Below are 26,236 nucleotides of genomic sequence, written 5' to 3'. Positions count from 1 at the left end.
CCTCTGCCCTTTAGTCAAGATCTGTCCAACGTCTATTTACAGATTGACCTGCATTATTCATGTGAATCACTTTGGCATAATTTCCCACAGCCGTGGCATTTTCAGGAATATCTTTCGTCACCACACTACCCGCGCCAATCGTTGAATTATCACCAATCGTAATTGATTCCACGATACAGACATGAGGTCCAATATAAACATTATTACCAATTTTGGCTGCACGACGACCACCATTGGCGCCAATCGTTGTGAATTGAGATAAATTGACGTTATGCCCAAGCTCTGCTGTGGGATTAATGACTAAAGGTCCACCATGTCCAATATATAAGCCATAGCCAATTTTAGTCGTGGTATGAATATCGATCCCATATTGCTTTCTTTTATAATAATAAATGGGATAAGCAAGTTTTGCTAAAAACGTTTTTGAACTGGCAATACGTAACCAAAATGAAAAATTAAAGCCGCGATTAAATAGGTAGTTTTTAATAAACAATTTAAAACTGACTTTTCCCGTATAACGATATAAATCGCTTTTGATGTATTTAATCAACATGCGCCAGACTCTAAATTGATATCGATGATTCCCATTTCAGCAAGCATATGTTTATTCACCTGATGCACATCATATTTATTCAGGGCAATTTCACGGGAGCGTTGCCCCATCAGCTCGATGAGTTTTGGATCTTCAATAAAATATTGCATGCTTTTCACCAAATCATCGACTGATTTTACTTCGACCAAATAGCCGTTTACACCATGCGATACGGTTTCACGACAACCCGGCGCATCAGTGGTAATCACCGCACGTCCCATTGCCATGGCTTCTAGTACGGTACGTGGCGTACCTTCACGATAAGATGGCAATACATACACAGAGCTTTGTGCAATCGCAGGACGGACATCACTGAGTTTACCCCAATATTTGAGACGACCATCAGCCATCCATTGATCAAGTTCAGCTTGGGTAATCGCAGATGGATTATCGTCAATCCAACCGACCAAATGAAATTCTGCTTCAGGATATTGCGCTTTGATGATGCGTGCCGATTCCGCATATTCACGTACACCTTTATCACCGAGCAGGCGTGCAATCAGCAAGAAAGATGCTTTGACCTGTCCTTGTTCATTTTTTGGTAATGGCATGACATCAAAGTCTTGTACGTTTACGCCTGAGCCATTGACCACCACAGTCGGTTTATTCGCTTCAAGCAAGTGCATGTCTCGGAACAGTTTTAAATCATCTGGATTTTGGAAAAAGACTTTATCGCTATGTTTTAAGGCTTGAGCATATAAGCCATGTACCATTTTTTGGAATAGACTGCGTTTGCCTGATTCAACATTTTGAAAGGCATAACCAAGACCTGTAATTAAAGCAAAACGATATGGTACTTTGGCAAGCCATGATGCGAGCGTGCCGTAGATGACCGGTTTAATCGTATAAGACAATACATAATCTGGCTGAATGTGCCGAATCTGACGATACAGGTTTTTGAGGAGTTTTAAATCTGCCAATGGATTGGTGCCGGTGCGTTGCATCGGAATTTCATGCAAATGATAGCCGAGTGCTTTTAGTTTTTGCTGTTCTTCAGGAAAGCTTGCGAACTCAGGTGCCATGATGTGAATTTCATAGCCGTGGGAAGCAATGGCTTCTAATAATTTGCCACGAAAATTCAGTACTGACGGCAAAAAACTACTGATCATTAAAAATTTCATGCCTGTTGGCTCCACACCTGCATATATTGACGGCTGACGGTTGCAATACTGAAATTCTGCTCGACCCGTTCACGCGCTGCTTGTTTTAAGGCTTGTTTTTCTGCTTCAGTTTTTTGTACATAGGCCAAAATCGCATCTGCCAACGCTTGTGCATTGCGTGGCGGAACAATACTGCCTAAATCCTGCACAATGTATTTGGCATCACCGACATCGGTACTGATACACGGCAAACCTGATGCCATCGCCTCCACCAACACATTCGGAAAACCTTCGGTAATTGAGGTCATCAAGAATGCATCAATCGATTGATAAAAAGCAGGCATATCTGAGATTTGATCTAAGAGATGAACCTTTTCAGCATCTAACTGATATTGCTCAAATAAGGCTTTGACTTCGGGATTGTCTAAGCTTGCCCCACCACCCGCAATTTTAAAGATGATGTTTTCATCTTTGAGCAAACCCATCGTTTCGAACAAATATAGGTAGCCTTTGGCAGTGTGATAACGCCCTGCAAAACCAATCACGGTTGGTTGGTGCAACTGCACATTCGGCTGAAATTTATCGAGAAAGACACCGTTAGCAATCACATGTTGATGATTATTTTGAAAACCAAAATCGCCATGTTGCTGTTTGGATGAATGTGCACAATAAATAATAGCGTTTGATTGTTTGGATAAAATTTTACTTAAACCGAGTGCAATTTTGGTACTGATCGATTCATCTTTCGGTGATGCCAGTGAGTGATGAATTCCCCATATAACATTCGGTTTTTGAGCTAAACCCATCACACTGAGACTGGTCAATGCATTGGCGTGGTACATCCAACATTGCACCGTTTTTGGTTGCAGTTGTTTCAGTAATCCACGCAGTTTTTTAATCGTACCGAGCGTATTTAATCCATTCCAACTGAGTGCATAATGTGACTGGCAACGATCAAGCGTGCTTTGATAAACCTCGGAAGTTTTCATCAAACTAATGATCACATGCTGATACTGATCTTCCGTATATTGAATCAGACGTGCCAACATCATTTCGGCACCACCCACCCCTGCAAAGTTGGTAATCACATGCACCATTAAAGGTTTACTCATGATGCAGACTCCATCATGTGCATATACTGTTTCAGCACGGTTTGTTTATGGAACTGCTGAATATGCGTGCCAAAATCGGCATCTGAGTAATGTACATAGTCGGCAAAAATCGCCTGATGCATCGCTTGGGTTAAACCTGTTTGATCATTGCATTTAACCAATAAACCAAACTTGGCATGGTCTAAAATTTCCATCGGGCCACTTGGGCAATCGGTACTGACCACTTTCACTTTGGATGCTAAGGCTTGAATCAGTACACCTGGCAAACCTTCCCAATTCGAACTGAGTACAAACAGTGAAGCATATTTAAAATAGGCATAGGGATTAGCATCAAAACCGGGTAAATCGACCACATCATTTAAACCCAATTCATTCACCAAGGCTTCAAACTCAGCACGTAATTCACCCTCGCCTAAAATAATCAAACGTGTATCTACATACTGATCATATAAGGCTTTAAATGAACGAATCAAAAAGCCAAAGTTCTTGGCTTCAGTTAAACGACCAACCGCCAAAATGACCTTGTTGGTCTCATTGAAAAATTTGTGCGTGACTGGGGCATTGAGTTTTTCAAAATAGGCATCATCGAGTACAGGATTATAAATAGTGCTCAGATTATTCTGTTTATAACTGTAATATTCTCGAAAATCCGTTTCGACGCCTTTAGACACACACACCACTTGCTGTGCCATCGGGTACGTCCAATTCACCAAAGTTTTTAGCACAAACTTGGCAATCCCCTGCAACTTCATATTTTTCGATGGTGTCGATACTTCACGCAAAATGAGCTTGCTTTGACTTTTCGCCAAACGTTTTGCAATCACACAGACAATATTACTGTGGCTTTGCGTGGCAATCACCGCATCATAAGGTATGGCTTTTAAAAGTTGTTTTAAAGGTTGAATGGCACGAAATACACGCCCGCAATTGAGATCAATCAGCTGAATTTTAGAGTCGACTTCAGGCAATAATTTGGCTTTTTCTCCGGTTAAATCACAGACCACCACATCGATATCACGGCCTTGCTGTACCAAGTTATTTGCCAGTTGGATCACGGTACGTTCGGCACCGCCACCGCCTAAAGTTGGCAAGAAAAACATGACTTTATTCAGCATAGAACAACCTAAAATGTGGGGAGAATGAATTAAGAGGATTTTTGCTGTTGCACTTGCATGGCACGTTCAACACGCTGTTGATAATCGGCGATCCCCACCAAGTCGCTATCACTGACACACGTGTTTTGAATTTTGGCGTGATAATCAGCAAAGCTCGACACTACTTTAGCCGGCACACCAATCGCCACAGCGTTATCAGGAATATCTTTAGTGACCACCGAACCTGCACCGATGACTACATTCGAGCCAATGCTCACGCCCGGCATAATAATGCTATTGACCCCAATAAATACATGCGAGCCCACTTGAATTGGCGCAAAGCGTTGATAGCGTTTACCTTGTTCATCTTTGACCAAACAAGTACTGCCATCATGAGTAATAAATTTCACGCCTGAAGTGACCGTGACATGATCCCCTATAGAGACTAAAAACGGTTCTGAGCCCCAACTTTTAATATAAATTCGGCAGTTTTCACCGATTTTCACACCCTTTTTACGTGCATATGCCACACTGCCTTTAGCCATAAAATAAGCCAAATCAAACAATTGTCGAAAAGCAGAAACAATAAATGCCATATACATGACCTATGTCAGGTTCTAAAAGGAGGAAAATCATTAGATATTTTACGCTGAAAATGCGCTTGAAGATATGCGTGTGAAAGTCACGTGAACCTTGTTTTAAAGCGCTTTGATTTTTTTGACAGGACTACCGACATAAACTCCAACATCATCAAGCGGTTTAGACACCAAACTACAGGCACCAATCACGCTATTACTTGGAATGTTCACGCCATCCAACACGGTCACGCGTGCACCCAGCCAAATGTTTTCACCAAGGCTGACACCAAGTTTGGTAATCGCATCTTTGACCAAAATATCAGGCTCACCGAACTTATGATTACTCGCAATAATAATGCTTTGCGTACCAATACGGGTGTTATCACCAATGGTGATACCGCCACAGCCATTGATATAAGACTTGGAATTGATGCTGACATCATTGCCAATCACAACCTTGCCACCAAAGCATTTGATATAACAGTTTTCACCAATAAAACTATTGTCGGCAATCTCAAGTACCGCACCATTTTCAACAATTAAGCTGACATGATCGCCAATATAAACATTGTTGCCGATCTTCACTTTTCCACTGATATCCACGGTACAGCCTTTGCCGAAATAGCGAAACTTGGTGCCAAAAGCCACATTATAAAATTGCTGACGACATTGTGCAGTGAACCAATTCATCAGTTTTAACAGTTTAAAAAACATCAGTTTTTGTTTCTCCACACCACATATAAAATGGCAAAGTTATAGATGATCAGTGCCACAGGCACCGCCAACAGCATATAAATTTTATTCTCAAATACAACATATAGCCCTGCAAATAATGCAAACTTGATGATCAGTTCAACGATTTGCAGTTTAAATAACACTTGGCTGTTGCGCTTGGCAATTAGAAAAGCTGAGCTAGGGGGATTACAGAAAATCGCCCAATAGCCCAAGGCTAAAATTTGAAAATATGCTGAGATGCCGACCCATTCACTGCCAAAAATCCATAGATACAGGGATTCAGGCAAGATAAAGAACATTGCAAATAAAGGCAGTGAAACCAGACTGAGTAGCACACTTGCCTTCAAAGCATTTTGATTGGAATCTGTGTTTTTAAATTGACGAATAAAGAACTGACGCAAGGTTTGCGAAATCAGATTGATCGGCACACGCAAAGTACGCTCAACAATGGCATAGAAACCCATCGCCTGCACACCGACAAAATGCGATACCACGTAGTAGGGCAAATTATGCGAAAAACTATTCAGCAAGGCATGTGGGGTATTGCTATAAATGAAATCTTTGTAATGTTTAAATGCCTGCCAACTGACTTGATACAGTTGATACTTCAGCAAATAAACCAACACCGCCACAATCATGAGAATCGAGCTGATGTTATAACTGTTCACCAAACTGATTTGCATGACAAGCGGTAAAGACAGTTGCACCACCACCACAATCGCGCTGCGGAAAATATTTAAACCTGCACAAAAATATTCTTTATGCGCGGAAAATTGATAGTTATATAGGCTTTGAATCAAGGTATTGGCAAGCACACCTGTCGCCACCGCACACCCCATTTCAATATTTAAAATAAAGCTTATGACAATACCACTGACAAGCGCAGTGATAGTTGAGAATACAGCCCCTTCAAAAATCAGGCTTTTTTTATCCTGCTCCTCAGCAACCAATAAAGCTTGATCTAGACGTAAATTCGCCACCGTCGATAAAACACTGACAATGGCTAAAGCAATCCCGTATGCACCAAAATCCGCAACAGAATATAGGCGCGTTAAAACAGGAAGTGCGATAAATGTCATTATCGCACCTGTCAGTAAACTGAATGTAATCAGCCCAATCGACTGATATTTTGCAAACAGTTTCGCAATCATTTGCTCAAGATCATTTTAAGTTGTTCACATACCAACGCATCGCCAGTTGAATACCTTCGGCGATTTTAAACTCAGGTACATAACCCAAATGTTGCTGAATTTTGGCAATACTCGCTTGTGAATGACGTACATCGCCTGCTCGGAAATCACGGTACATCGGATCACGTTCAAAATGCACATCATTTTCCGCAAGTGCTACTTGAATGGCATTGTATAATTCATTCAATGTCGTACGGTCACCGACTGCTACATTGTAAACCTGATTCTTGGCTTCATCCGATGCCGTCGCCGCCAAAATATTGGCTTGCACGGTGTTGTCGATAAAACAAAAATCACGACTGGTTTCACCATCGCCATTAATAAAGACATCTTCACCATTGATCATTGAAGCTGTCCATTTTGGAATCACCGCCGCATAGGCCCCATTTGGATCTTGGCGTTGGCCAAACACATTAAAGTAACGCAGGCCAATGGCTTTAAAACCATAGCTACGGGCAAACACATCGGCATATAGTTCATTGACATATTTGGTCACAGCATATGGCGACAATGGATTACCTATGTTCTCTTCCACTTTTGGCAATGCAGGATGATCACCATAGGTTGAGCTACTCGCTGCATAAGTAAAGCTTGCTACACCAGCATCACGTGCCGCAGTCAGCATATTGAGGAAACCACTGATATTGGTTTCATTGGTGGTGATCGGGTCTGCAATGGAGCGTGGCACTGAACCGAGTGCCGCTTCATGCAAGACATAATCCACACCTGCACAGGCTTTTTGGCAATCTTCAAACTGACGAATATCACCTTCAATAAAGCTAAATTTCGCCCACTGCTCAGCAGTTACTAAACTTTGAACTTCATCTAAATTGTGCTGATGACCTGTGGCAAAGTTATCTAAGCCCACCACTGTTTGATTGAGCTTAAGTAAAGTTTCTAAAAGGTTTGAGCCGATAAAACCTGCAACGCCAGTGACGAGCCATGTTTTAGGTACAGCTTTGAGGTTTTCACATACCTGTTGATATTGATTCATTATGGGTATGTCCTATTATAAACGAAGGTCAGATTCAGCTTGAGATAACACGTATTTCAAATCATACAGTACATGCTCAGATTTACCCAAAGCACGGATAGCTTTCGCACCCATGGCTTTAAACTGTTCATGTGCCACGGCTAAAATCACGGCATCATATTTGCCATTTTCTAAAGTCGAAATTGGCTGAATGCCATATTCATGCTTAGCTTCTTGAGCATCAATCCATGGGTCATAGACATCGGCATCAATATGATATTCTTTGAGTTCATTCACGATATCAATGATGCGGGTATTGCGAATATCGGGGCAGTTTTCTTTAAAGCTGAGACCCAAAATCAGGACTTTGGCATCTTCCACCTGAATGCGTTTTTTTAGCATAGCTTTCACAAGCTGAGTCACCACATACGCACCCATGCCATCATTGAGACGACGACCTGCCAAAATAATTTCAGGATGATAGCCAATCGCTTGGGCTTTATGGGTTAAATAGTACGGATCCACACCGATACAGTGACCACCCACTAGACCCGGACGGAAAGGTAAGAAATTCCATTTCGTGCCAGCCGCTTGCAGCACCGCTTCGGTATCAATGCCCATTTTATTAAAGATCACTGCAAGCTCATTGATCAGCGCGATGTTCACGTCACGTTGGGTGTTTTCAATCACTTTAGCTGCTTCAGCGACTTTGATACTCGCTGCTTTATGGGTACCAGCTTCAATAATCAAGTTATAAACTTCATCGACAAAGTCAGCGACTTCTGGCGTTGAACCTGAAGTGATTTTTAAAATATTGGTGACACGGTGCAATTTATCACCTGGGTTAATACGCTCAGGACTATAACCTGCAAAGAAGTCTTGGTTAAATTTAAGACCTGATGCTTTTTCTAGTTCAGGAATACAGATTTCTTCTGTCGCACCTGGGTATACCGTAGATTCATAGACCACCACATCGCCTTTTTTCAGAACTTGCCCAATACTTTGCGATGCTTTAACAAGTGGGATAAGATCTGGCTGTTTATATTCATCAATTGGTGTTGGCACTGTGACAATATATAAATTACAGTCTTTTAGATCTTCTAAATTCGCACTATAAATCAACTGCGTAGACTGCGCTAACTCTTCTGATGAAACCTCTAATGTATGGTCATGCCCCTTACGCAACTCATCAATGCGTTTTTGATGGATATCAAAGCCCACGACAGGAACTTTTTTACCAAACTCAACAGCGAGCGGTAAACCGACGTAACCCAATCCGATAATGGCAATTTTTAGATTATAGAGATCATACATCTCTGAAGCCTTATATATGCTCTAAAATGGATATTCTACATCATTAATAGTTTGATAAAAATTACTCTTATTATACCTCTTTAAGTCAGACAAGTTATACTTTCTGCATTTAAAACATAAAGATAACTAGAGTAAGATATATTTATTGTTATATTTAGTATAAAATATCGCTTAACTTTATATAGTTAAGTTAAGATTAATTTTTGAATAATCATAAATGTATACAATATAGGAATACGAGTGAGTCACTATCGTTATAGTTTGCTGTTGGCATTAAGTTTAAGCTTTACAGGATGTGCTGTTACCTCAGGTCTTCAAACCTATGACTTACCTGAAGAAGGTGTTTTTCAGACGGATTTGGGCACTCAAGTCAATGTCATCAAACTCACTCAAGAGTCCCTTGTTGCTGTTCAACCTGCACAAGTCAATGTTCACCAAGATTTGGGACATTTGTTTCTACAAAATCAAAAACAATATCTACTCAGTGCTGGTGACGTATTATCCATTTATCTATGGGCATATCCAGAAATTACACCGCCCACCAATACCATTAATAATGAAGAAGCCATTAAATCTAACGGCTATCAAATCGACTCTCGTGGGTATATTCAATTTCCGATTATTGGACGTTATAAAGCGGCTGGCAAAAGTTTAGATCAAGTGAATCAAGAACTTCGTCAGTTACTTGCCCGTTATTTAAAAACACCTGATGTCATCGCTCGAGTTTTGTCTTACCAAGGTCAACGTTATTCAGTACAGGGCAATGTCATGAAAGGTGGTCAATATACACTAAATGATCAACCCACCAGTATCTATACGGCGCTTGGCTTAGCTGGTGGCGTCAACACACAATTTGGTGCGAATACATCGATTAGCCTCGTTCGAAATGGTCAAACTTATAATTTAAATTCGATTGAACTTGAGAAAGCAGGGTTTTCGCTACACAATCTTTTGGTGCAAGCTAACGATACGATTTATGTCAACTCTCGCGAAAACCAAAAAATCTATGTCATGGGTGAGTCAGGTAAAAACCAGTCCCTGCCGATGCGTGATCAAGGCATGACTTTGAGTGATGTGATTGGGGAAAGCTTAGGCCTGAATCCATTGTCAGCAAGCAGCAGTAAAATTTACGTCGTTAGAAGTCAAAGTGACTCACCGATGACTGAAATCTTCCATATGGATCTGTCTAGCATTGCTAATTTTGGTCTCGCCAATCAGTTTAAAATGCAAAGTAATGATATTGTTTATGTCGATGCAACGGGTCTAACGCGCTGGCAACGTATAGTTAACCAGGTGATTCCTTTCTCCAATGCTTTATATAATTTAGATCGTTTGGGGAATTAATGAATTTTAAAAATATCTTAGTGGTCTGTATTGGAAATATCTGTCGAAGCCCCATGGCAGAGTATTTCCTAAAAGATGCATACCCTGATCGAAAAATTCACTCTGCTGGTATTTCTGGTCTAGTTGGCCATCCAGCAGATGATAAAGCATTACAATGTATGCAAAACTTCGGTATAAATATGCAAGATCATGTGGCGCGTAAACTGAATGCTGAATTGGTCAAAAATGCGGATTTGATTCTTGTCATGAGCAAGAACCAACAGAAGCATATCGAACAAACATGGCCATACGCAAAAGGAAAAACCTTTCGCTTGGGGCACTGGCGTGAAAAAAATATTGCGGATCCCTATCAACACGATCAAGCATTCTTTAATGACACCTGTCAGTTGATTCAGAATTGTATCGCTGATTGGAAAAAACACCTTTAATATTTTGAATAAAGATTATGAGTCAAACCGCGAATACCGAAGATACAATTGATTTAAAAGAATTATTTTTTTCATTAATCGCACAATGGAAATTGATTGCCTTATGTGTGATTTTGAGTCTGGTCTGTGCCCTACTCTACTTACGTACAACACCAGATACTTATTCTGTAGATGCTTTGGTTCAAGTTGAAGAAAGCAAAGGTGCCTCTGCAGCACTTTTGGGTGATCTATCAAGTATGATTGAGCAGAAACAACCTGCTCAAGCAGAAATTGAAATCCTGAAATCTCGATTAGTCCTCGGCTCAGTGATCAATCAATTGAATCTTGATTTGAAAATTAAAGGAACTCAAAACTCATTTTTCGATCGGTTGTTTGCACCACATGACTATTCGACCAACTATTCACGTCAATCTGTAATTTTTAACGATGACGAACAATCTTTTGCGATTCCCCATTTCCATGTTCCTCAGAAATTTCGTGACCGTGCATTGGCACTTAATTTTACTGAGAAACAATTTACCCTGACGGATATAAAAACCGAAGAAGTGGTGCTAAAAGGTTCAGTAAACCAACTCAATCAAAGCTCTACCCGTGATGGCGTATGGAAAGTTGAGATTCGCACACAAGATCAATTGAATGACGGCTATCTCATCACCAAACAATCTTTACCAGCTGCGATGAAATCACTTTTGGCCAACTATTCAGTGGCTGAAAAAGGGAAAATGACTGGAGTTCTAGGGCTAAACTATCAAGGTCAAGATAAAGAGCACATTACAAAAGTCCTGAATACGATTTTAAATGCGTATAGTCAGCAAAATGTAGAACGACGTTCTGCTGAAACAGCTCAAACATTGAAATTCTTGGATGAACAACTCCCAGAACTAAAACAACAACTGGATGTCGCCGAACGTGAATTTAACAAATTCCGTCAAGGCTTTAATACGGTTGATGTCACCAAAGAATCTGAATTGTATTTAACACAAAGCGTTGCTTTAGAAACACAAAAAGCTGAACTTGAGCAAAAAGTGGCTGAAGCGGGTGCGAAATACACCAATGAACATCCAATCATGCAACAAATGAACGCTCAACTTGGTGCGATCAATAAAAAAATCAATGAATTGGATGGCACCTTAAAACAACTCCCAGACTTGCAACGTCGCTATCTACAGTTATTCCGTGAAGTTGAAGTCAAACAACAGTTGTATACAGCTTTGCTGAATTCGTACCAACAACTTCGTATTGCGAAAGCGGGGGAGATTGGCAATGTTCGTATTGTTGATACGGCCGTAGAACCAATTGAACCAATTAAACCCAAGAAACTGATTGTTTTAGTGTTATCGATATTTGTTGGCGGTTTCCTCGGGACACTTCTGGCGCTGTTACGTAATATGATGCGTTCAGGCATCAAAGATTCTAGTCAAATTGAAAATGAATTAGATCTACCGGTTTATGCAACAGTACCGCGTTCGCCAGTACAAGAAAGCCGAATTAAGATGCTGAAAAAGCATAAGAAAATCCCAATTCTGGCGATTAAGAATAGCGATGATATTGCGATTGAAAGTTTACGCAGTATGCGCACGGCGATTCATTTTGCGCTGAGTTCAGCTCGAAATAATGTGATTATGATTTCTGGTCCTGCACCTGAAGTGGGTAAATCATTTATTTCAACCAATTTAGCCACGATATTAGCGCAAGCCGACAAACGTGTGTTGATTATTGATGCTGACTTACGTCGTGGTTATCTACACAAATATTTCAATATTGAAACACAGCCAGGTTTGACTGATTACATGACTGATCAGCACTCTCTACAAAATATTATTCGAGACACTGAAGTCTCTGGTTTAAGTGTGATCACTCGTGGTAAGAGTCCGAGCAATCCATCTGAGATGTTGAGTTCTGAAAAATTCAAACAGTTGCTTGAACAGCTTTCAACACAGTTTGATCATGTGATCATTGACACGCCACCTATACTTGCCGTGACTGACGGTATTATCATTTCGCAATATGCAGGTGTAAATCTGGTCATTGCTCGCTATGCAAAGACACAAATGAAAGAACTCGAAATCACAGTCAATCGTTTCGAACAAGCCGGTGTGAAAGTAAATGGCTTTATTTTAAATGACATTCAACGTAGTGCTGGCGGTTATGGTTATGGTTACGGATATGGCTATAACTATGCGTATGCATATAAAGCATCAAAGGACAATGATTAATTATTGTTGAATCAAAGCCTGATCTATTCAGGCTTTTTTTATGCCGATCAAATACTTTATATTTGTGAAATTTTGTTGATTTCATTGAAATTCTATATCGCTGAAAGTGAATTGACGCTATGCTGTTTTGGTTCCGCGATTTTAGATTGTCGCACATATAATTGAAAAAAATTGGAAATCTCATGAGTAAAGCTTTACCCATCGCTGTTGCTGTCGTTTTAGGCGGTGCTGCGCTCGTCCCTGTTTATTATGCAAGTCAACATCCAACATCTGCGACAGTTTCTAGCATGACTGCTGATGCAAAACCGATTGATAAAATCAGTTATGCACTGGGTTATGAAGTTGCCAGCCAAACTCCTCCTGAAGTTGCCATTGATCCGTTTATTGTCGGTGTCCGTGAAGCGCATGCTAAAAAAGAACGTGCCTATACCGATGAAGAACTACAAACTGCTTATGTGGCTTTACAAAAAGAATTAGAAGAAAAGAAAGTCGAAGACTCTAAAGCTGCCAATGCACAAAGCAATAGCTTCCTGGCTGAAAATGCAAAAAAACCGAATGTTAAAACAACTGCTTCTGGTTTGCAGTATCTCGTCAGCAAAGAAGGTACAGGCAAACAACCTGCTGCAAACTCCGTGGTTAAAGTGCATTACACCGGTAAATTACTTGATGGCAAAGTCTTTGATAGCTCGGTTGAACGTGGTGAACCGATTGAATTTCCGTTGAATCAGGTCATCCCTGGTTGGACCGAAGGCCTACAATTGATGAAGGAAGGCGGTAAAGCAACCTTATATATTCCATCAAATCTGGCTTATGGTGAACAGGGTGTTCCTGGTACGATTCCACCAAACAGCACACTCATTTTTGATGTTGAATTAATCGAAGTCAAATAAGTTAATCAAAAGGAGAGCCTTCAGCTCTCCTTTTTTGGATTTGAATGATGAAAAAAATCTCTATATTAAGCAGTCTGCTGATCCTCAGCTCTGCCTCATTTGCGGCAAACATTAGCAATAAAAGTACTGAAAAAGATCAGCTCGGATATAGCTATGGCTATGTGATGGGACGCACTAATGCGGATACATTAAAAGATATTAATTTGGATGCTTTTATTGAAGGATTGAAACAAGGCTCAACCGGTCAAAAATCGAGTTTAACCGATCAAGAAATGGCGCAGGCTTTAACCAAATACAAAAAGCAAAGCGAATCGAAACAGCTGATTGAATTTCAAAAATTAGCTGCAGAAAATTTAAAATCTGGGCAGCAATTTTTACAAGAAAATGCCAAAAAAGCAGGCATTGTCACACGACCAACAGGGCTGCAATATCAAGTGATTCAGCAAGGTCAAGGCAAAACACCTAAAGCGACGTCAAAAGTGAAAGTTCATTATGAAGGGCGTTTGATCGATGGCACAGTATTCGATAGTTCGATCGCGCGTAATCAAACGGTTGAATTCCAAGTGAGTCAAGTCATTCCGGGTTGGACTGAAGGCTTACAACTCATGAAGGAAGGTGCTAAATACCGCTTCTTTATTCCTGCTGATTTGGCCTATGGTGAGATCGGTTCGGGCGATGCGATTGAGCCGAACAGCACCTTAATCTTTGATGTCGAACTTTTAAAAGTTTTGCCTTAAGGTTCACATGACTTATAAAAAAAACATCGCGGAAGCGATGTTTTTTTATGTTTTTATTGAGAGTCTGTTTGAAGCATTAGCCGTGTTTTAACTGTCTTGGTCTAAAGCCAGTCGCAAATAAACCCATTACATAGGCAACCGCACCCAATACACAAAGAGCAAGCACTTCAAATACACGAATCCACGGTGCTACATCTGGGTTATACCAGCTTAGGCCATACCATAGGGCTGCGATCATCACGGCGTTGCCCACCATAAATTGGAAAAATAACTTTTTCCAGTGCGGACCAAATCGGAATATTTCACGCTTGTGTAAATAGAAATATAGCATCCCTGCATTGACTAAAGCAGAACCTGTAGATGACAACGCCAATGCCATATGGAGTTCCTCCCAGCCCATCCATTTGAAGATACCAATAAAAACCACATTGAGGATGGCGTTGGCTGCAACAGCCATTAGGCCAACACGTACTGGGGTTTTGGTATCTTGAATCGCATAAAATCCAGGAGCAAAGACTTTAATCAACATAAATGCCAAAACACCACCACTCATACATTGTAATGCCAAAGCGGTCATTTCTGTCGCTCGTGCATCAAAAGCACCGTGTTGGAACAGCGCTTGAATAATCGGTGTAGACAACATAAATAAAGCGATACTGGCTGGGATACCAGCAAATACGATGACACGTGCAGCCCAATCTAACATAGCCTTAAATTTAGTTTGATCCTGTTCAGCTTTACGCGCAGAGAGTGCAGGCAGAATCACCGTTCCGATGGCTACACCAATTAAGCCTAAAGGCAATTCGGTCATCCGTTCTGCTGTATAAAGCCATGACACAGAACCATTTTGCATAAAAGACGCCCAAATGGTATTGAGCAGCAAATTAATTTGTGTGACTGAAACCCCAAACAGTGCAGGCAACATTAATTTTAAAATACGCTCGACACCTTCGTGCTTAAAATCAACTTTGGGTGGAATCAGGAGTTTTTTGCGCCAAAGCTCCGGAATTTGTAGGGCTAATTGCAAAATGCCAGCAAACACCACTGCCCAACCCAATGCCATAATGGGTGTTTCCATATATGGTGACAGCCACAAAGCCCCTGCAATCATTGCAATATTCAACAATACTGGCGCAAATGCAGGTGTGGTGAACGAGCCATAGCTGTTTAAGATACTGCTGGCAAATGCCGTCAGCGACATAAACATCAGGTAGGGAATGGTGAGACGGAATAAGTCGACTGATAAATCAAATTTGGCTGCATCGGCATGAAATCCTGGCGCATAAACATACAATATCGCAGGTGCAACAATCATACACAGCAAAGTTAATGCCGTCATTACGGTAAGCAAACATCCAAATACCCGACTAATTAAGATCTGAACTTCAGCATGGAGTTTGGTGGTTTTATATTCTGTGAGAACAGGAATAAATGCTTGGGAAAATGCACCTTCGGCAAAAAGACGCCTAAAAAAGTTGGGAATACGGAACGCTACGACAAAAGTATCGAAGTCTTTCCCTGCCCCAAACACATTTAACAGCACCATGTCTCGAATAAGCCCCATGACACGAGACAACATGGTCATTGCACTCACAATAAAGGTGGATCGCCAAAGCGCCATCATATTCACCACTTTAAAAGATTGACGATATTGTAATAAAACTTCGCTTTTAAATTGTTATTTCATTCGACAAAGCATCATATTTTTCGTTGTTTTAATTGATCTCTAAAATAACACCATTGAAAATGCGGTCCTGGATCGGTCTTTCGTCCAGGTGCAATATCTGAATGCCCTGCGATATGACTTTTAATTTTAGGATAAGCGTGTTGAAGTGTTGCCACGACCTCAACTAAAGCTTGATATTGTTGTTCCGTAAAATCTTGATCATCACTACCCTCGAGTTCAATGCCAATCGAATAATCATTGCATTCTGGATTTGCCATGTACGTAGAGCGTCCTGCATGCCAAGCACGGTCTTTAAAATTAACAAACTGTAAAATTTCGCCTGACCTTAAAATCAATAAGTGTGCTGAGACCTGCATCCCTTCAATGGTTTTAAAATAAGGGTGTGCATCCCAATCTAATTTATTTTGGAAAAACTGCTCAATATAGCCTCCTCCAAACTGTGAGGGCGGTAAGCTAATATTGTGGATGACCACCAGTTGAATGTCAGTATGGTCTGGTCTTTGATTAAAATTTGGTGAAGCAATAAATCTTGCACCTTGTAATACACCATCTACCACTTGAAGCTTGGGTACATTCGACATGTGTGATCTCAATCCGTGTTTGCAACTTATGACAATTCATCCACGCTCATCTTTGAAAAGACTTGGACGAAAAAAACAGCACCATTACTTGAGGTGCAATGGTAATATATTGCTCATTTTTCTGGTGCCTACAATAGGGATTTTATGAGCATACCGCAATCTTTGCTTGAACAATCAATTCAAATCAATATCCAACAAGCATTGCAAGAAGATATTGGTGAACGTGATATCACCGCATTGCTGACACCTGAAGATGAACAAGCAATAGCAACCATTATCAGTCGCGAAACGATGATTCTTGCAGGGCAACCGTGGGTGAATGCTTTAATTAAAGCCTATGATCCAAGCGTTGATGTGATTTGGTTAAAGCAAGATGGCGATGAAGTTCAAGCCAATGAGGCATTTTTAAAACTTGCAGGCTCAGCACGCAGTCTGTTAACCGTTGAACGCCCAGCACTTAATTTTGTACAAACCCTTTCTGCTGTTGCTACAAAAACGGCTGAGTATGTGAAACATTTAGAAGGTTTAAATACCAAACTACTGGATACACGTAAAACATTACCTGGCTTACGTATTGCGCAAAAATATGCAGTGGGTGTAGGTGGTGGTCAAAACCATCGTTTAGGTTTATTCGATGCTTTTTTAATTAAAGAAAACCATATTATGGCTGCAGGTGGCATTCAGCAAGCAATCGACAAAGCGCATGCCATTGCACCTGGTAAACCTGTGGAAGTCGAAGTTGAAACTTGGGATGAGTTAAACCAAGCTTTAGATGCTGGTGCCGATATCGTCATGTTGGACAATTTCAGCCAACAACAAATGATTGATGCAGTCAAGCATGTGGCTGGTCGTTGTAAATTAGAAGCTTCAGGTAATATTACCATCGAGAACTTACGTGAAGTTGCTACTTCAGGCGTCGACTTTATTTCAATGGGTGTACTTACTAAAGATGTAAAAGCCATCGATTTATCTATGCGCTTTAACGCTTAATTGATTAAATCCTATCTCTCAATAAAAAAGGGGCTTTGCTCCTTTTTTATTTGCTTAAAACTGTGATGCTACATCAAATTTATCGCAAGAACACAAAAAAATTTGAATTTATATTGTCCTAGTTGATACCTTTCACACTTTCAGATTATTTTTTTAATAAAAATCATAATATGACTATAGAATGCAAAGTAAATCATTAAATTTCAATTATTTATTTGCCTTAATTTTACAATTATTTAATTTTATGTCATGGACATGCTGCCTAATTTTCATTCATAGTGAAGCCAATAAATACAATTAAACCCATGAGTTCGCATTGTCTAAATAATAGGAGGGTGTCAACGCATAGACATGCTGAATGTCAGTGAATAAATAAAAAGAAATGCAGTCATCGGATCGATTGCATCCACCATGTTGTACATTAGGGAAATCACATGAAAACGCAAATGATCTATACGCTTTTAAGCGTCGCGATTAGTAGCAGCTTACTCGTCGGTTGTAAAAGCTCCAGCGAATCTGGGGGAAATTCAGGCGGTGGTAATGGATCACAGCCAACTCCGACCAATCCAACTGATCCTGACAATCCAACGAATAAACTTGAAAAAGAATTCGTAACTGTTTTATCAACTCGCTCCGATCTTGTGACAGATAATGATGTATTGATCGAATTAGACCCATCGATTAATTTTAATGACGCAAATATAAGCATTCATTTAAATGGGCAGGACATCAAATCTCGCTTTTCCAATGCTCAAAATAGAGTGCTATTAGATGGATTACAGTTAGGGGAAAATCTACTAAAAATTGAAACACCAAACGCAATTCAAAATTTATATTTAAAAAATTTCAGTACCACAGGTCCTCTTTTATCTGGACCTCAAATTAATCCATGGACCTGTACCAACGGCTCGACTGATTTATTTTGTCGTAAACCCGTTCAATATAATTACTACTATCGGAATTTAGTCGGAACTTTACAAACCTATAATCCTGAGAAACCACCTTCGGCGGGCCTGATTTCCAAAATTAAGACCGATACAGGCGTAGAAGTACCATTTATCATTCGAGAGGAGGTCGGCTATCAAAATCGTGATGAATATCGGTTTGCTGTATTGTTTAATCCTAATCAGCCTTGGACTGCGCTGAATCCACAACCCCAATTTAATAATAAGCTGTTAGTAACCCATGGGCAAAGTTGCGGAAATGATTATCAGTCTGCAACCGCGCCTACCGTGGTTGCGACATCAAGTTCTATTTTGCCAGATATTACCATCAAGGCTTTGGGCAAAGGTTATGGCGTCATGTCTACGGCGCTATCCAACAGTGGACATAACTGTAATTTGGCGGTTCAAGCTGAATCAATCATTATGGCCAAAGAACGTTTTATCGAACAATACGGCACTTTAGACTACACGATTGGACAAGGCTGCTCAGGTGGCGCGCTCGCATCTCAATGGGTAGCTAACGCTTATCCAGGTGTATACCAAGGTTTGTTAGTAACGTGCTCCTTCCCTGATGCATGGAGTACAGCGTCTCAGTTTGCTGATTATCATATTATGATCAATTATTTTAAAACAGCAGAAGGCCGCTCTTTCCTCCCTCATCAAATTAACCATATTCAAGGTCATATTTCTGAGATTAATGGTTATGTCAGTGAACTTGCGCAATTCGATGTTGCTCGACCAAATACAATTTGTAGTGGAATATCAGAAACACAACTGTACAATGCCACCTCAAATCCGAATGGGACACGCTGTTCAATTCAAGAGGCTGCTGTAAATTTGTTGGGTCTCAGAAATCCAACTGAAGTTGATCCAAATACACAACAGCTTAGACAAATTTGGAGTCCCGTCGAAAATCAACGCAATGTTGGGTTTGCAAACCTGCCAATTGATAATGTCGGTGTGCAATACGGGCTTCAAACCTTATTTGATGGTGTGATTAATGCTGAAAAATTTGTTTTATTAAATGAACGCCTCGGTGGAGTTGATATTGATATTAATCCAATTCCCGAACGGTTATATGCCACGGAGCAAGGTTTAAAAAATGCTTATCGAACTGGTTTAATCAATGTTGCCAATAATTTAGATCAAGTGGCGATTATTGATTGTCGTGGTCCAGATCCAGCGATCTTCCATGATGCTTACCGAGCATTCGCGATTAGAGCACGTTTAGACAAAGCACACGGACATCATAACAATCAGCTTCTGTATGGAGGTGATACCATTATGATTGGCGATCTTAAATGTTTAGAAATCAGTTTCGATGATATGAACCAATGGTTGGATCGCGTAAAAAATGATACAAGCAATTTACCTCTGCCACAGAAACTCACACGCAATAAAGTAAATCTTAACGACTCATGTATCACATTAGGAACGATTCGAAGATCTGGGTTCTGCAATAACCTTCGTGTACCCGTCTATAAAACACCGCGAATGGTAGCAGGTGATCAAATTAGTACCTACGCCAATAAATGTAAACTCCAACCACTCACACGTCGTCTTTACCCCAATATTAACTTTACAGATGAGCAATGGACTCGATTACAAAAAGTTTTTCCAGATGGTGTTTGTGATTACACCCAAGATCCTGTTGGGTTTGGTAAAACCTATCCTTGGTTAACATATCAAAATCAAAATGGACAGATCAATGATGTCATTTATGGTGGTAAGCAACTGGATGAAGATCCAAATCGCCCTGAGGAGCTTATAATGCCCCATCTTCCGAAAGGTTGGATCTCTAATTCATTTCGACTGTCTTAATACCTGAATTTTTCAATTCTGAAAAAAGCCGTGAACATTCACGGCTTTTTTACTTCGTGTTTAAGATTTAGGTTGCAATAATCCCATCATAGGATCAGTACATGTATGCTGCCCTGTTTCAATACGTCCAGCAAAACGACGTTCATAAGCCTGCTCTCCCTGCTGTTGGGCGATCACAACATTAAAATCATACCATCCCCAAGACTCCGTTAAATCGAGATGAAGTTCAGCCTCATTCGATTGAGTTTTGACAGTCCACATTTTTTGATTGTAGTACGCATTGTCCTTGACCATCATCTCCACGGCTTCAGCACCATCATGCCGTATTTTTAAAATTATTTTAGGTTGACAGGCTTCATAGCAAATTCGAATTTCTGGCAAATGATCTCTTTCAATTTGATGGTGAAGATTTCCCTTGAATGCTCGATGATAACCATTTGGTCCAAGTACCCAAAGATCATATTGATCATCTACTAGCTCCCAAACATCCTCAAGCTGTTTGCCTGCCTCCACCATAAAACGTCGAGGAATGGCATTTAAATCTAGTTTGTCATAGACATGGAAAACCGCACCTTGTTCTCCACCATTTGCAAAAATCAATTGTATGTTTCGGGTTGCAACCTGTACGCGCGTGCTGGTATGTAATAAATAAGGTAATGCTCGAGAATGACGTATTCCAGATTCTTGCACAGGAAATTGTTGATTTGATGGGACTGGAACCTTGCTGAGTTGCTCTTGCGAACGACGCGTATTGTCAGCTTCTTGTTTGGTTCTTTGCCCATGGAGTGTTGGCAGTACATTGAGGTTAGGTGTCTTAAAGTCAAATGCCGACGTAAGATCACCACAGACTGCTCTACGATAAGGGCTAATATTGGGCTCTTTTACACCAAAACGTTGCTCAAGAAATTGAATAATTGAAGTATGATCAAATACCTGAGAGTTGACCCATCCCCCACGACTCCATGGTGAAATGATATACATAGGAACACGCACTCCTGGACCATACACACCATGCCAGAAGTTTTCATTCTTACCATTTTTAAATTTTAATTCAGGCTGTGCTGTCGAACCTGATACACGTGGGTGATTGAAATATTCATATGATATCTCTTGTTCTGATAACGTGGTTTTACCATGAACTTTAACGATATCACCTGCTTCATTGATTTCTCTTGATGGTGCAGACGGCGATGGTACATGATCAAAGAAACCATCATTTTCATCAAAATTGACCAGTAAAACCGTCTGACTCCATAACTCTGGATCTGCCGTTAAAGTGTTTAACAGTTCTTGGATGTACCACGCACCTTGAACAGGACTTGATGGTCCCGGATGTTCACTATACGCTGCTGGTGCCACCACCCAGCTCACCTGTGGCAATTTACCGTCTAAGATATCTTGTTTAAATTGTCCTAATAAACCGCCGTCCTTAGGCATCGTATTGGCAATCCCCTTATAGAGAGGTTGTCGTTGATCAATACGCTCATCATATTCAGGCGACAAAATATTGGCATGGCTAACCGGCTTACCAGATAATTCATTGGCTTTGCGATATTGCTTAAATCCCGCCAAAGGATTATCCGTAAAATTATCGGGCATATTTTGATAAACCTTCCAACTGATCCCAGCTTGCTGTAAGCGTTCAGGATATGTGGTCCAGTCGTAACCAATCATTGATGAACCAATACTATCAAACTCATTGACTACACTCGCGACACCTGCAGCAGTTGGCCCATTGGTCCCCGTCCAAATAAATTTACGATTAGGATTAGTTCCCGCGTGCATAGCGCAATGATAGGCATCACATAAAGTAAATGCTTCCGCTAGTGCAAACTGGAACTCGAGCTCTTGTTTCTTAAAATAACCCATGGATTGAGGTTGTTTATGTTCCACCCAATTGCCCATACGCCCACAATCCCAAGCAGCTTGACCATCCTTCCATGAATGAGGTGTGCCCGAAACACGTTGAGCATTGCCCAATGAACTGTCTAGGTGATAAGGCAAAATTTTATTTTTGTTGGCGTCATACTGTGCCCACACCGCTCTTTTACCACTCAATGGAATGGTGAATCTATCACCAAAACCACGTACTCCTTTGAATGTTCCAAAATAGTTATCAAAAGAACGATTTTCTTGAGTCAAAATCACCACATGTTTCACATCTTGAATAGTGCCAGTTTCCACTTTTGCATCAATTGCTAAAGCTTTTTGAATACTCAACGGAAAACTCGCTAATGCAGATGCACCCAATAATGTCTTGGTCGAATTTAAAATAAAGTCACGACGGTTCATATATTTATCCTGTTTTTATTCTTATTATGGTTATGGAGCACATTGGATTTCACAGCTTGGATCTGAAGGTTGCGGTTTGGATGTTTGGTGATCATCATCTCCCCCACAAGCTGTTAACAAAATACTCGGTGTAAGAATGAATATAAAAAAATAAGCTCGCATGTAGCTATCCTTCTCGTTTTATGCGAACTCAGTGATACGCTTTTTTCGTGACGCTGTAATGAAACTTCAATTGCAAATCTATGAAATAAAAAAAGCACCTCTATCAAGGTGCTTTTTTGCAATTAACGCATGCTATCAGATGCGAATTACCAACCTAGTGCTTGTTGTTGCTTTTGAATTAACTCTTGAATGCCTTTCTCAGCCATTTCAAGCATTGCGTTACATTGCGAACGCGTGAACGGTTTATCTTCTGCAGTACCTTGAATTTCAATAAACTCACCTGCCTGAGTCATCACCACATTCAAGTCTGTTTGGCAGTTTGAATCTTCTTCATAACATAAGTCGAGTAGTACTTCGTCTTGATAAATACCAACAGAAATTGCAGCCACCAAACCTTTGAGTGGATCTTGTTTGATTTTCTTTTTCTCAAGTAATGAATTCATAGCATCAATCAAGGCTACAGCAGCACCTGTAATAGACGCTGTACGTGTACCACCATCGGCTTGAATAACATCACAGTCGATTGTAATCGTGTTTTCACCCAATTTCTTCAAATCCACCATAGCACGTAAGCTACGACCGATTAAGCGTTGAATTTCTTGAGTACGTCCACTTTGTTTACCACGAGCTGCCTCACGGTCACTGCGTGTATGGGTTGAACGTGGCAACATGCCATATTCAGCAGTCACCCAACCTTGGCCTTTTCCTTTCAAGAAGCGCGGTACTGAATTATCAACACTGGCAGTACAAAGAACTTTGGTATGACCAAATTCAACTAAAACTGAACCTTCTGCATAACGTGTATAGTTTCGAGTAATTTTAACGTCACGTAACTGGTCTAATGCACGCTGGTCAATACGCATAATACGTCCTAATTTTTACTTAAAAAAGATTGGGCACATTATAGCAGATTGATGGCATCTAACTTTGTTATAAGTCCGTGTTTTAAAATTGCAGTTTCATTTAAAAACATACATTGGTTTGAACTGAGTTGACATAAAAAATGATCAGACTTCGTTTAACGCCCATATGTATAATGATCACTATTCTTGATAATGTGCGATTACATTTTTAAATTTTTCTTCATTCTGTATTTTGTTATTCTTTATTAAATTAGAATAATTGGATCTAGCATGACTAGCCCTATTTTTTTGCATGAACTGCCAGAAGAGCAGCTAAAAAAGCTTTCCCAAGATGATATTCAAAAGATTCACCAAGCAGAGCAACTCTATTGGAGTAATAAGGCGTATACCAAATTTTATGCTGCATTTAATGGTTCTAAAACGAAAAAAGGTGGTTTAGTAAGAGCATCTACTGATACCTATAAGGTCAAAGGTATTTCTTTAGCTTTAGTAGGCGATGAAGCGATATATACTGATGGTTCAACAGCAAAAATTATCTCTGGTGCTGGTAGTGCCATCACTGTTCATAATCGATCCGCAGCACTTATTGGCTCACCATTAGAAAATGGTGATGAAATTATCGATAGTCCAATAACCGCTCATGTCTTACGTTTGTATCATGATGCCGCTTTACCCAAAGATTTCATGATTTCTATAATTGGGGGATCAAAGAATGTCTAAAGGTTTTGGCATTCATGGCTCTACCACAAGCCACGGTGGAACAGTGTTATCCACTCAATCTCGAAGTTCTCAAATGGGAAACCTATTTCTTCGTGCGGGAGATGGTTTTGCTTGCCCTAAATGCAAAACCTGGTCCACTTTGATTAAAAGCAATGACCATGTGATTTTTGATGGTAAAGCAGTCGCTTATGTCGGTGATAAGTTCACGTGTGGTGCTACTTTAATGCCTAAACAAGTTCATGTTGTTGGCACAAGCGGTGGAGCTAGTTCTACTTCTAGTATCTCAACAAAAACCACACCTCTCATGAGTAATTTAGTTGAAGATACTGCGAAAGAAATCCATAAAATTCAGTTCAAAATTATAGATGAAGATTCTCAGGAATTACTTTCAGATATGTTGTATGAACTTTATAGCAAAGAATCAGGGGAATTATTAGTTCAAGGCTATACAGATGAACACGGCATGACAGCGATTTACGAAAGCGAGTATCAACCAGAAGCTATTGAACTTATAACGTTGGACTTGTCGAAGACATTAGATCCCTTATAAATAATACTAGGAGAAAAAATGAGTGATACTGGTCGCTTAATCTATCATAGCAATTACGATAAAACTCCTATTCAGGCTCAAGCAGCGGAACGAATTGATTTAAAAGGAACAGTCAATATGTGCCGAGCTGATGATGGGTTTCTTACAGCATGTGAAGGTTGGCAAAACTTAATTAAAGTGAAACAAATAGTACCTTATACTTTTTGTATTCCACAGCATCTTTGGGATCATATTAAGAGACGACAACCTTTTGAGTATGATATGGCTTTAAGATTCGGCTTGGAGTTTGATTTAAGGCAAATTGAGAAAGATACACCTGGATTTATTTATACTGAATATTTTCACACAATGATGTATCTCAAATTTGCTACATATATTACTAAGGTTAGTAAAGACAAAGCACTGATAGCAGCCACTGAATTATTAAAAGATACATTCAAAATTCGAATTGCTGCTCATTATAAAAATAAGGAAGATATCATTCAGCTTACGCCAGCTGGCTATGGTATGTTTTCAAAAGCAGAATATGTCGGTAAAGCCGGGCAAATTCTAAAAAATGGTGGTCCTTTTATGATTAGTGAAAGATTGTATACGATGATTTTTGGAAAAAGATGGAATAAACAAGCTCATAGTTTTGCTGTTTCAGAAGGCTACAGAACTCCTAGAAAAGAAGAATTTGAAAAATTTGATGGAACGTATTAATGAAAAAGATCTTCTCTCTATTAATTTGCTCTCTGCTTCTTTCTTCTTGCTCTAATGCTAAAAAAAATACAATTGATGAAGACGAGTTAGATAAACAAATAGTACAAACAAAAATTATGGCTATTTCAAGTAGTTTAGAAAGTGCAAGCTTTGTTTATAGAGCTGCATATAAAAATTCAGAAAACCCTTCGGAAGTTAACGATCACTTATATTTATATGCTTTGAGTGAAATTGAATCACTTTTTAATACTTATGATATGGGGGGGTTAGACTATAAGAAAGACATTACAAGTTACAGGTTAATATCGGGGGATGCTATTGATTCAATGTGTATTATTAATAAATTTTTGAAAAAATATCAGAATCATTTGGAAAGAAAAGAATTAGCAAAACGATATGATGCAACTTTGAATAAAACTTTTGTGTTGCAAAGTGAATATTTAAATCTTTTAAAAAATGATCCAGATTTAATTAATGGATCTCAATGTTTAAAGTTAAATTAATATATTTTACCTTATGCGTAATTAAAAGAGCCTGTAAATAATTTTGTGTAATTGCTTTTCATAAATTTAAAGGTGATTGCTTAAGCGGTCACCGAATTCAATAATAAAGCGGCTCATG

General features: G+C 39.8%; 24 protein-coding genes. 11 read left to right on the top strand and 13 right to left on the bottom strand.

All coding sequences use genetic code 11. The features are described from left to right. Window positions 1–10: 10 nt before the first annotated feature. The 9 genes from AC1M9D_RS09710 to tviB all read right to left on the bottom strand — a co-directional run bounded on the left by AC1M9D_RS09710 (window position 11) and on the right by tviB (window position 8,688). On the bottom strand, window positions 11–553 hold the full coding sequence (locus AC1M9D_RS09710; RefSeq protein ID WP_104498391.1) for a serine O-acetyltransferase: 543 nt from the start codon (window positions 551–553) through the stop codon (window positions 11–13). Next, window positions 547–1,713, bottom strand: coding sequence for a glycosyltransferase family 4 protein (locus AC1M9D_RS09705; protein ID WP_481612054.1), 1,167 nt, complete (start codon window positions 1,711–1,713; stop codon window positions 547–549). Before AC1M9D_RS09705 ends, AC1M9D_RS09710 begins: the two co-directional genes overlap by 7 nt. Continuing rightward, window positions 1,710–2,804: a glycosyltransferase gene (locus tag AC1M9D_RS09700; RefSeq protein WP_481612053.1), complete on the bottom strand. Its 1,095-nt coding sequence runs from the start codon at window positions 2,802–2,804 to the stop codon at window positions 1,710–1,712. Before AC1M9D_RS09700 ends, AC1M9D_RS09705 begins: the two co-directional genes overlap by 4 nt. Next, window positions 2,801–3,919, bottom strand: coding sequence for a glycosyltransferase (locus AC1M9D_RS09695; RefSeq protein WP_481612052.1), 1,119 nt, complete (start codon window positions 3,917–3,919; stop codon window positions 2,801–2,803). The genes AC1M9D_RS09700 and AC1M9D_RS09695 overlap by 4 nt, the downstream gene beginning before the upstream one ends. A gap of 29 nt (window positions 3,920–3,948) precedes the next feature. Continuing rightward, window positions 3,949–4,494 carry an acyltransferase gene (locus tag AC1M9D_RS09690; RefSeq protein WP_481612051.1) on the bottom strand — a complete coding sequence of 182 codons (546 nt, stop codon included), beginning with the start codon at window positions 4,492–4,494 and terminating at the stop codon, window positions 3,949–3,951. A gap of 102 nt (window positions 4,495–4,596) precedes the next feature. After that, on the bottom strand, window positions 4,597–5,190 hold the full coding sequence (locus AC1M9D_RS09685; RefSeq protein ID WP_168390051.1) for an acyltransferase: 594 nt from the start codon (window positions 5,188–5,190) through the stop codon (window positions 4,597–4,599). Beyond that, window positions 5,190–6,362, bottom strand: a complete 1,173-nt coding sequence (locus AC1M9D_RS09680; RefSeq protein WP_481612050.1) for a lipopolysaccharide biosynthesis protein — start codon at window positions 6,360–6,362, stop codon at window positions 5,190–5,192. Before AC1M9D_RS09680 ends, AC1M9D_RS09685 begins: the two co-directional genes overlap by 1 nt. A gap of 10 nt (window positions 6,363–6,372) precedes the next feature. Next, the gene (locus tag AC1M9D_RS09675) at window positions 6,373–7,395 is read right to left on the bottom strand and encodes an NAD-dependent epimerase/dehydratase family protein (protein ID WP_481612049.1); all 1,023 of its coding nucleotides are present in this window, start codon (window positions 7,393–7,395) and stop codon (window positions 6,373–6,375) included. 15 nt (window positions 7,396–7,410) lie between these two features. After that, a complete protein-coding gene (gene tviB / locus AC1M9D_RS09670) occupies window positions 7,411–8,688 on the bottom strand; it encodes a Vi polysaccharide biosynthesis UDP-N-acetylglucosamine C-6 dehydrogenase TviB (RefSeq protein ID WP_481612048.1) in 1,278 nt (425 codons plus the stop codon). Between the two features lie 240 nt (window positions 8,689–8,928). On the opposite strand from tviB, the gene AC1M9D_RS09665 reads away from it, so the two are divergent. The 5 genes from AC1M9D_RS09665 to bamJ (AC1M9D_RS09645) all read left to right on the top strand — a co-directional run bounded on the left by AC1M9D_RS09665 (window position 8,929) and on the right by bamJ (AC1M9D_RS09645) (window position 14,303). Then, complete coding sequence (locus tag AC1M9D_RS09665) at window positions 8,929–10,032, top strand: polysaccharide biosynthesis/export family protein (protein WP_481612047.1); 1,104 nt, start codon at window positions 8,929–8,931, stop codon at window positions 10,030–10,032. Beyond that, window positions 10,032–10,460 (top strand): low molecular weight protein-tyrosine-phosphatase, encoded by a 429-nt coding sequence (locus AC1M9D_RS09660; RefSeq protein ID WP_481612046.1) that lies wholly within the window; start codon window positions 10,032–10,034, stop codon window positions 10,458–10,460. Before AC1M9D_RS09665 ends, AC1M9D_RS09660 begins: the two co-directional genes overlap by 1 nt. 17 nt (window positions 10,461–10,477) lie before the next feature. After that, on the top strand, window positions 10,478–12,676 hold the full coding sequence (locus AC1M9D_RS09655) for a polysaccharide biosynthesis tyrosine autokinase (RefSeq protein WP_481612045.1): 2,199 nt from the start codon (window positions 10,478–10,480) through the stop codon (window positions 12,674–12,676). 182 nt (window positions 12,677–12,858) lie between these two features. Then, the gene (gene bamJ / locus AC1M9D_RS09650; RefSeq protein WP_035267750.1) at window positions 12,859–13,566 is read left to right on the top strand and encodes a BamJ family beta-barrel-assembly machinery protein; all 708 of its coding nucleotides are present in this window, start codon (window positions 12,859–12,861) and stop codon (window positions 13,564–13,566) included. A 47-nt stretch (window positions 13,567–13,613) separates the two neighbouring features. Beyond that, window positions 13,614–14,303 (top strand): BamJ family beta-barrel-assembly machinery protein, encoded by a 690-nt coding sequence (gene bamJ, locus AC1M9D_RS09645; RefSeq protein WP_481608127.1) that lies wholly within the window; start codon window positions 13,614–13,616, stop codon window positions 14,301–14,303. Between the two features lie 76 nt (window positions 14,304–14,379). Here bamJ (AC1M9D_RS09645) and murJ read toward each other — a convergent pair whose 3' ends face one another. Both murJ and ampD read right to left on the bottom strand, forming a co-directional pair. Further along, window positions 14,380–15,933: a murein biosynthesis integral membrane protein MurJ gene (gene murJ, locus AC1M9D_RS09640; RefSeq protein ID WP_481612074.1), complete on the bottom strand. Its 1,554-nt coding sequence runs from the start codon at window positions 15,931–15,933 to the stop codon at window positions 14,380–14,382. A gap of 68 nt (window positions 15,934–16,001) precedes the next feature. After that, on the bottom strand, window positions 16,002–16,571 hold the full coding sequence (gene ampD, locus AC1M9D_RS09635; RefSeq protein ID WP_481592143.1) for a 1,6-anhydro-N-acetylmuramyl-L-alanine amidase AmpD: 570 nt from the start codon (window positions 16,569–16,571) through the stop codon (window positions 16,002–16,004). Window positions 16,572–16,715: 144 nt separating this feature from the next. On the opposite strand from ampD, the gene nadC reads away from it, so the two are divergent. Both nadC and AC1M9D_RS09625 read left to right on the top strand, forming a co-directional pair. Next, on the top strand, window positions 16,716–17,561 hold the full coding sequence (gene nadC, locus AC1M9D_RS09630) for a carboxylating nicotinate-nucleotide diphosphorylase (RefSeq protein WP_481612044.1): 846 nt from the start codon (window positions 16,716–16,718) through the stop codon (window positions 17,559–17,561). A gap of 434 nt (window positions 17,562–17,995) precedes the next feature. Beyond that, a complete protein-coding gene (locus tag AC1M9D_RS09625) occupies window positions 17,996–20,326 on the top strand; it encodes a DUF6351 family protein (RefSeq protein ID WP_481612043.1) in 2,331 nt (776 codons plus the stop codon). A 60-nt stretch (window positions 20,327–20,386) separates the two neighbouring features. On the opposite strand, the gene AC1M9D_RS09620 is transcribed toward AC1M9D_RS09625, so the two are convergent. Then, window positions 20,387–22,618 (bottom strand): phosphocholine-specific phospholipase C, encoded by a 2,232-nt coding sequence (locus AC1M9D_RS09620; protein ID WP_481612042.1) that lies wholly within the window; start codon window positions 22,616–22,618, stop codon window positions 20,387–20,389. Between the two features lie 308 nt (window positions 22,619–22,926). Then, window positions 22,927–23,643 (bottom strand): ribonuclease PH, encoded by a 717-nt coding sequence (gene rph / locus AC1M9D_RS09615; protein ID WP_481611068.1) that lies wholly within the window; start codon window positions 23,641–23,643, stop codon window positions 22,927–22,929. A 270-nt stretch (window positions 23,644–23,913) separates the two neighbouring features. On the opposite strand from rph, the gene AC1M9D_RS09610 reads away from it, so the two are divergent. The 4 genes from AC1M9D_RS09610 to AC1M9D_RS09595 are packed head-to-tail and all read left to right on the top strand — an operon-like array spanning window position 23,914 to window position 26,118. Beyond that, window positions 23,914–24,363 (top strand): PAAR domain-containing protein, encoded by a 450-nt coding sequence (locus AC1M9D_RS09610; RefSeq protein WP_179999988.1) that lies wholly within the window; start codon window positions 23,914–23,916, stop codon window positions 24,361–24,363. Continuing rightward, a complete protein-coding gene (locus tag AC1M9D_RS09605) occupies window positions 24,356–24,913 on the top strand; it encodes a PAAR domain-containing protein (protein ID WP_481612041.1) in 558 nt (185 codons plus the stop codon). The genes AC1M9D_RS09610 and AC1M9D_RS09605 overlap by 8 nt, the downstream gene beginning before the upstream one ends. A gap of 18 nt (window positions 24,914–24,931) precedes the next feature. After that, the gene (locus AC1M9D_RS09600) at window positions 24,932–25,615 is read left to right on the top strand and encodes a hypothetical protein (protein ID WP_155756988.1); all 684 of its coding nucleotides are present in this window, start codon (window positions 24,932–24,934) and stop codon (window positions 25,613–25,615) included. Further along, the gene (locus AC1M9D_RS09595) at window positions 25,615–26,118 is read left to right on the top strand and encodes a hypothetical protein (protein WP_035268821.1); all 504 of its coding nucleotides are present in this window, start codon (window positions 25,615–25,617) and stop codon (window positions 26,116–26,118) included. The genes AC1M9D_RS09600 and AC1M9D_RS09595 overlap by 1 nt, the downstream gene beginning before the upstream one ends. Window positions 26,119–26,236: the final 118 nt, after the last annotated feature.

This window comes from Acinetobacter sp. ANC_7682 (assembly GCF_056779795.1).
The sequence above is the reverse complement of the archived record's forward strand: the minus strand, read 5'-3'. Positions and strand labels throughout refer to the sequence as shown.

What these genes read in the sequence shown, in the direction of transcription:
- AC1M9D_RS09710 (WP_104498391.1), bottom strand. Translation starts at nt 553, where the DNA reads ATGTTGATTAAATACATCAAAAGCGATTTATATCGTTATACGGGAAAA.
- AC1M9D_RS09705 (WP_481612054.1), bottom strand. Translation starts at nt 1,713, where the DNA reads ATGAAATTTTTAATGATCAGTAGTTTTTTGCCGTCAGTACTGAATTTT.
- AC1M9D_RS09700 (WP_481612053.1), bottom strand. Translation starts at nt 2,804, where the DNA reads ATGAGTAAACCTTTAATGGTGCATGTGATTACCAACTTTGCAGGGGTG.
- AC1M9D_RS09695 (WP_481612052.1), bottom strand. Translation starts at nt 3,919, where the DNA reads ATGCTGAATAAAGTCATGTTTTTCTTGCCAACTTTAGGCGGTGGCGGT.
- AC1M9D_RS09690 (WP_481612051.1), bottom strand. Translation starts at nt 4,494, where the DNA reads ATGGCATTTATTGTTTCTGCTTTTCGACAATTGTTTGATTTGGCTTAT.
- AC1M9D_RS09685 (WP_168390051.1), bottom strand. Translation starts at nt 5,190, where the DNA reads ATGTTTTTTAAACTGTTAAAACTGATGAATTGGTTCACTGCACAATGT.
- AC1M9D_RS09680 (WP_481612050.1), bottom strand. Translation starts at nt 6,362, where the DNA reads ATGATTGCGAAACTGTTTGCAAAATATCAGTCGATTGGGCTGATTACA.
- AC1M9D_RS09675 (WP_481612049.1), bottom strand. Translation starts at nt 7,395, where the DNA reads ATGAATCAATATCAACAGGTATGTGAAAACCTCAAAGCTGTACCTAAA.
- tviB (WP_481612048.1), bottom strand. Translation starts at nt 8,688, where the DNA reads ATGTATGATCTCTATAATCTAAAAATTGCCATTATCGGATTGGGTTAC.
- AC1M9D_RS09660 (WP_481612046.1), top strand. Translation starts at nt 10,032, where the DNA reads ATGAATTTTAAAAATATCTTAGTGGTCTGTATTGGAAATATCTGTCGA.
- AC1M9D_RS09655 (WP_481612045.1), top strand. Translation starts at nt 10,478, where the DNA reads ATGAGTCAAACCGCGAATACCGAAGATACAATTGATTTAAAAGAATTA.
- bamJ (WP_035267750.1), top strand. Translation starts at nt 12,859, where the DNA reads ATGAGTAAAGCTTTACCCATCGCTGTTGCTGTCGTTTTAGGCGGTGCT.
- bamJ (WP_481608127.1), top strand. Translation starts at nt 13,614, where the DNA reads ATGAAAAAAATCTCTATATTAAGCAGTCTGCTGATCCTCAGCTCTGCC.
- ampD (WP_481592143.1), bottom strand. Translation starts at nt 16,571, where the DNA reads ATGTCGAATGTACCCAAGCTTCAAGTGGTAGATGGTGTATTACAAGGT.
- nadC (WP_481612044.1), top strand. Translation starts at nt 16,716, where the DNA reads ATGAGCATACCGCAATCTTTGCTTGAACAATCAATTCAAATCAATATC.
- AC1M9D_RS09625 (WP_481612043.1), top strand. Translation starts at nt 17,996, where the DNA reads ATGAAAACGCAAATGATCTATACGCTTTTAAGCGTCGCGATTAGTAGC.
- AC1M9D_RS09620 (WP_481612042.1), bottom strand. Translation starts at nt 22,618, where the DNA reads ATGAACCGTCGTGACTTTATTTTAAATTCGACCAAGACATTATTGGGT.
- rph (WP_481611068.1), bottom strand. Translation starts at nt 23,643, where the DNA reads ATGCGTATTGACCAGCGTGCATTAGACCAGTTACGTGACGTTAAAATT.
- AC1M9D_RS09610 (WP_179999988.1), top strand. Translation starts at nt 23,914, where the DNA reads ATGACTAGCCCTATTTTTTTGCATGAACTGCCAGAAGAGCAGCTAAAA.
- AC1M9D_RS09605 (WP_481612041.1), top strand. Translation starts at nt 24,356, where the DNA reads ATGTCTAAAGGTTTTGGCATTCATGGCTCTACCACAAGCCACGGTGGA.
- AC1M9D_RS09600 (WP_155756988.1), top strand. Translation starts at nt 24,932, where the DNA reads ATGAGTGATACTGGTCGCTTAATCTATCATAGCAATTACGATAAAACT.
- AC1M9D_RS09595 (WP_035268821.1), top strand. Translation starts at nt 25,615, where the DNA reads ATGAAAAAGATCTTCTCTCTATTAATTTGCTCTCTGCTTCTTTCTTCT.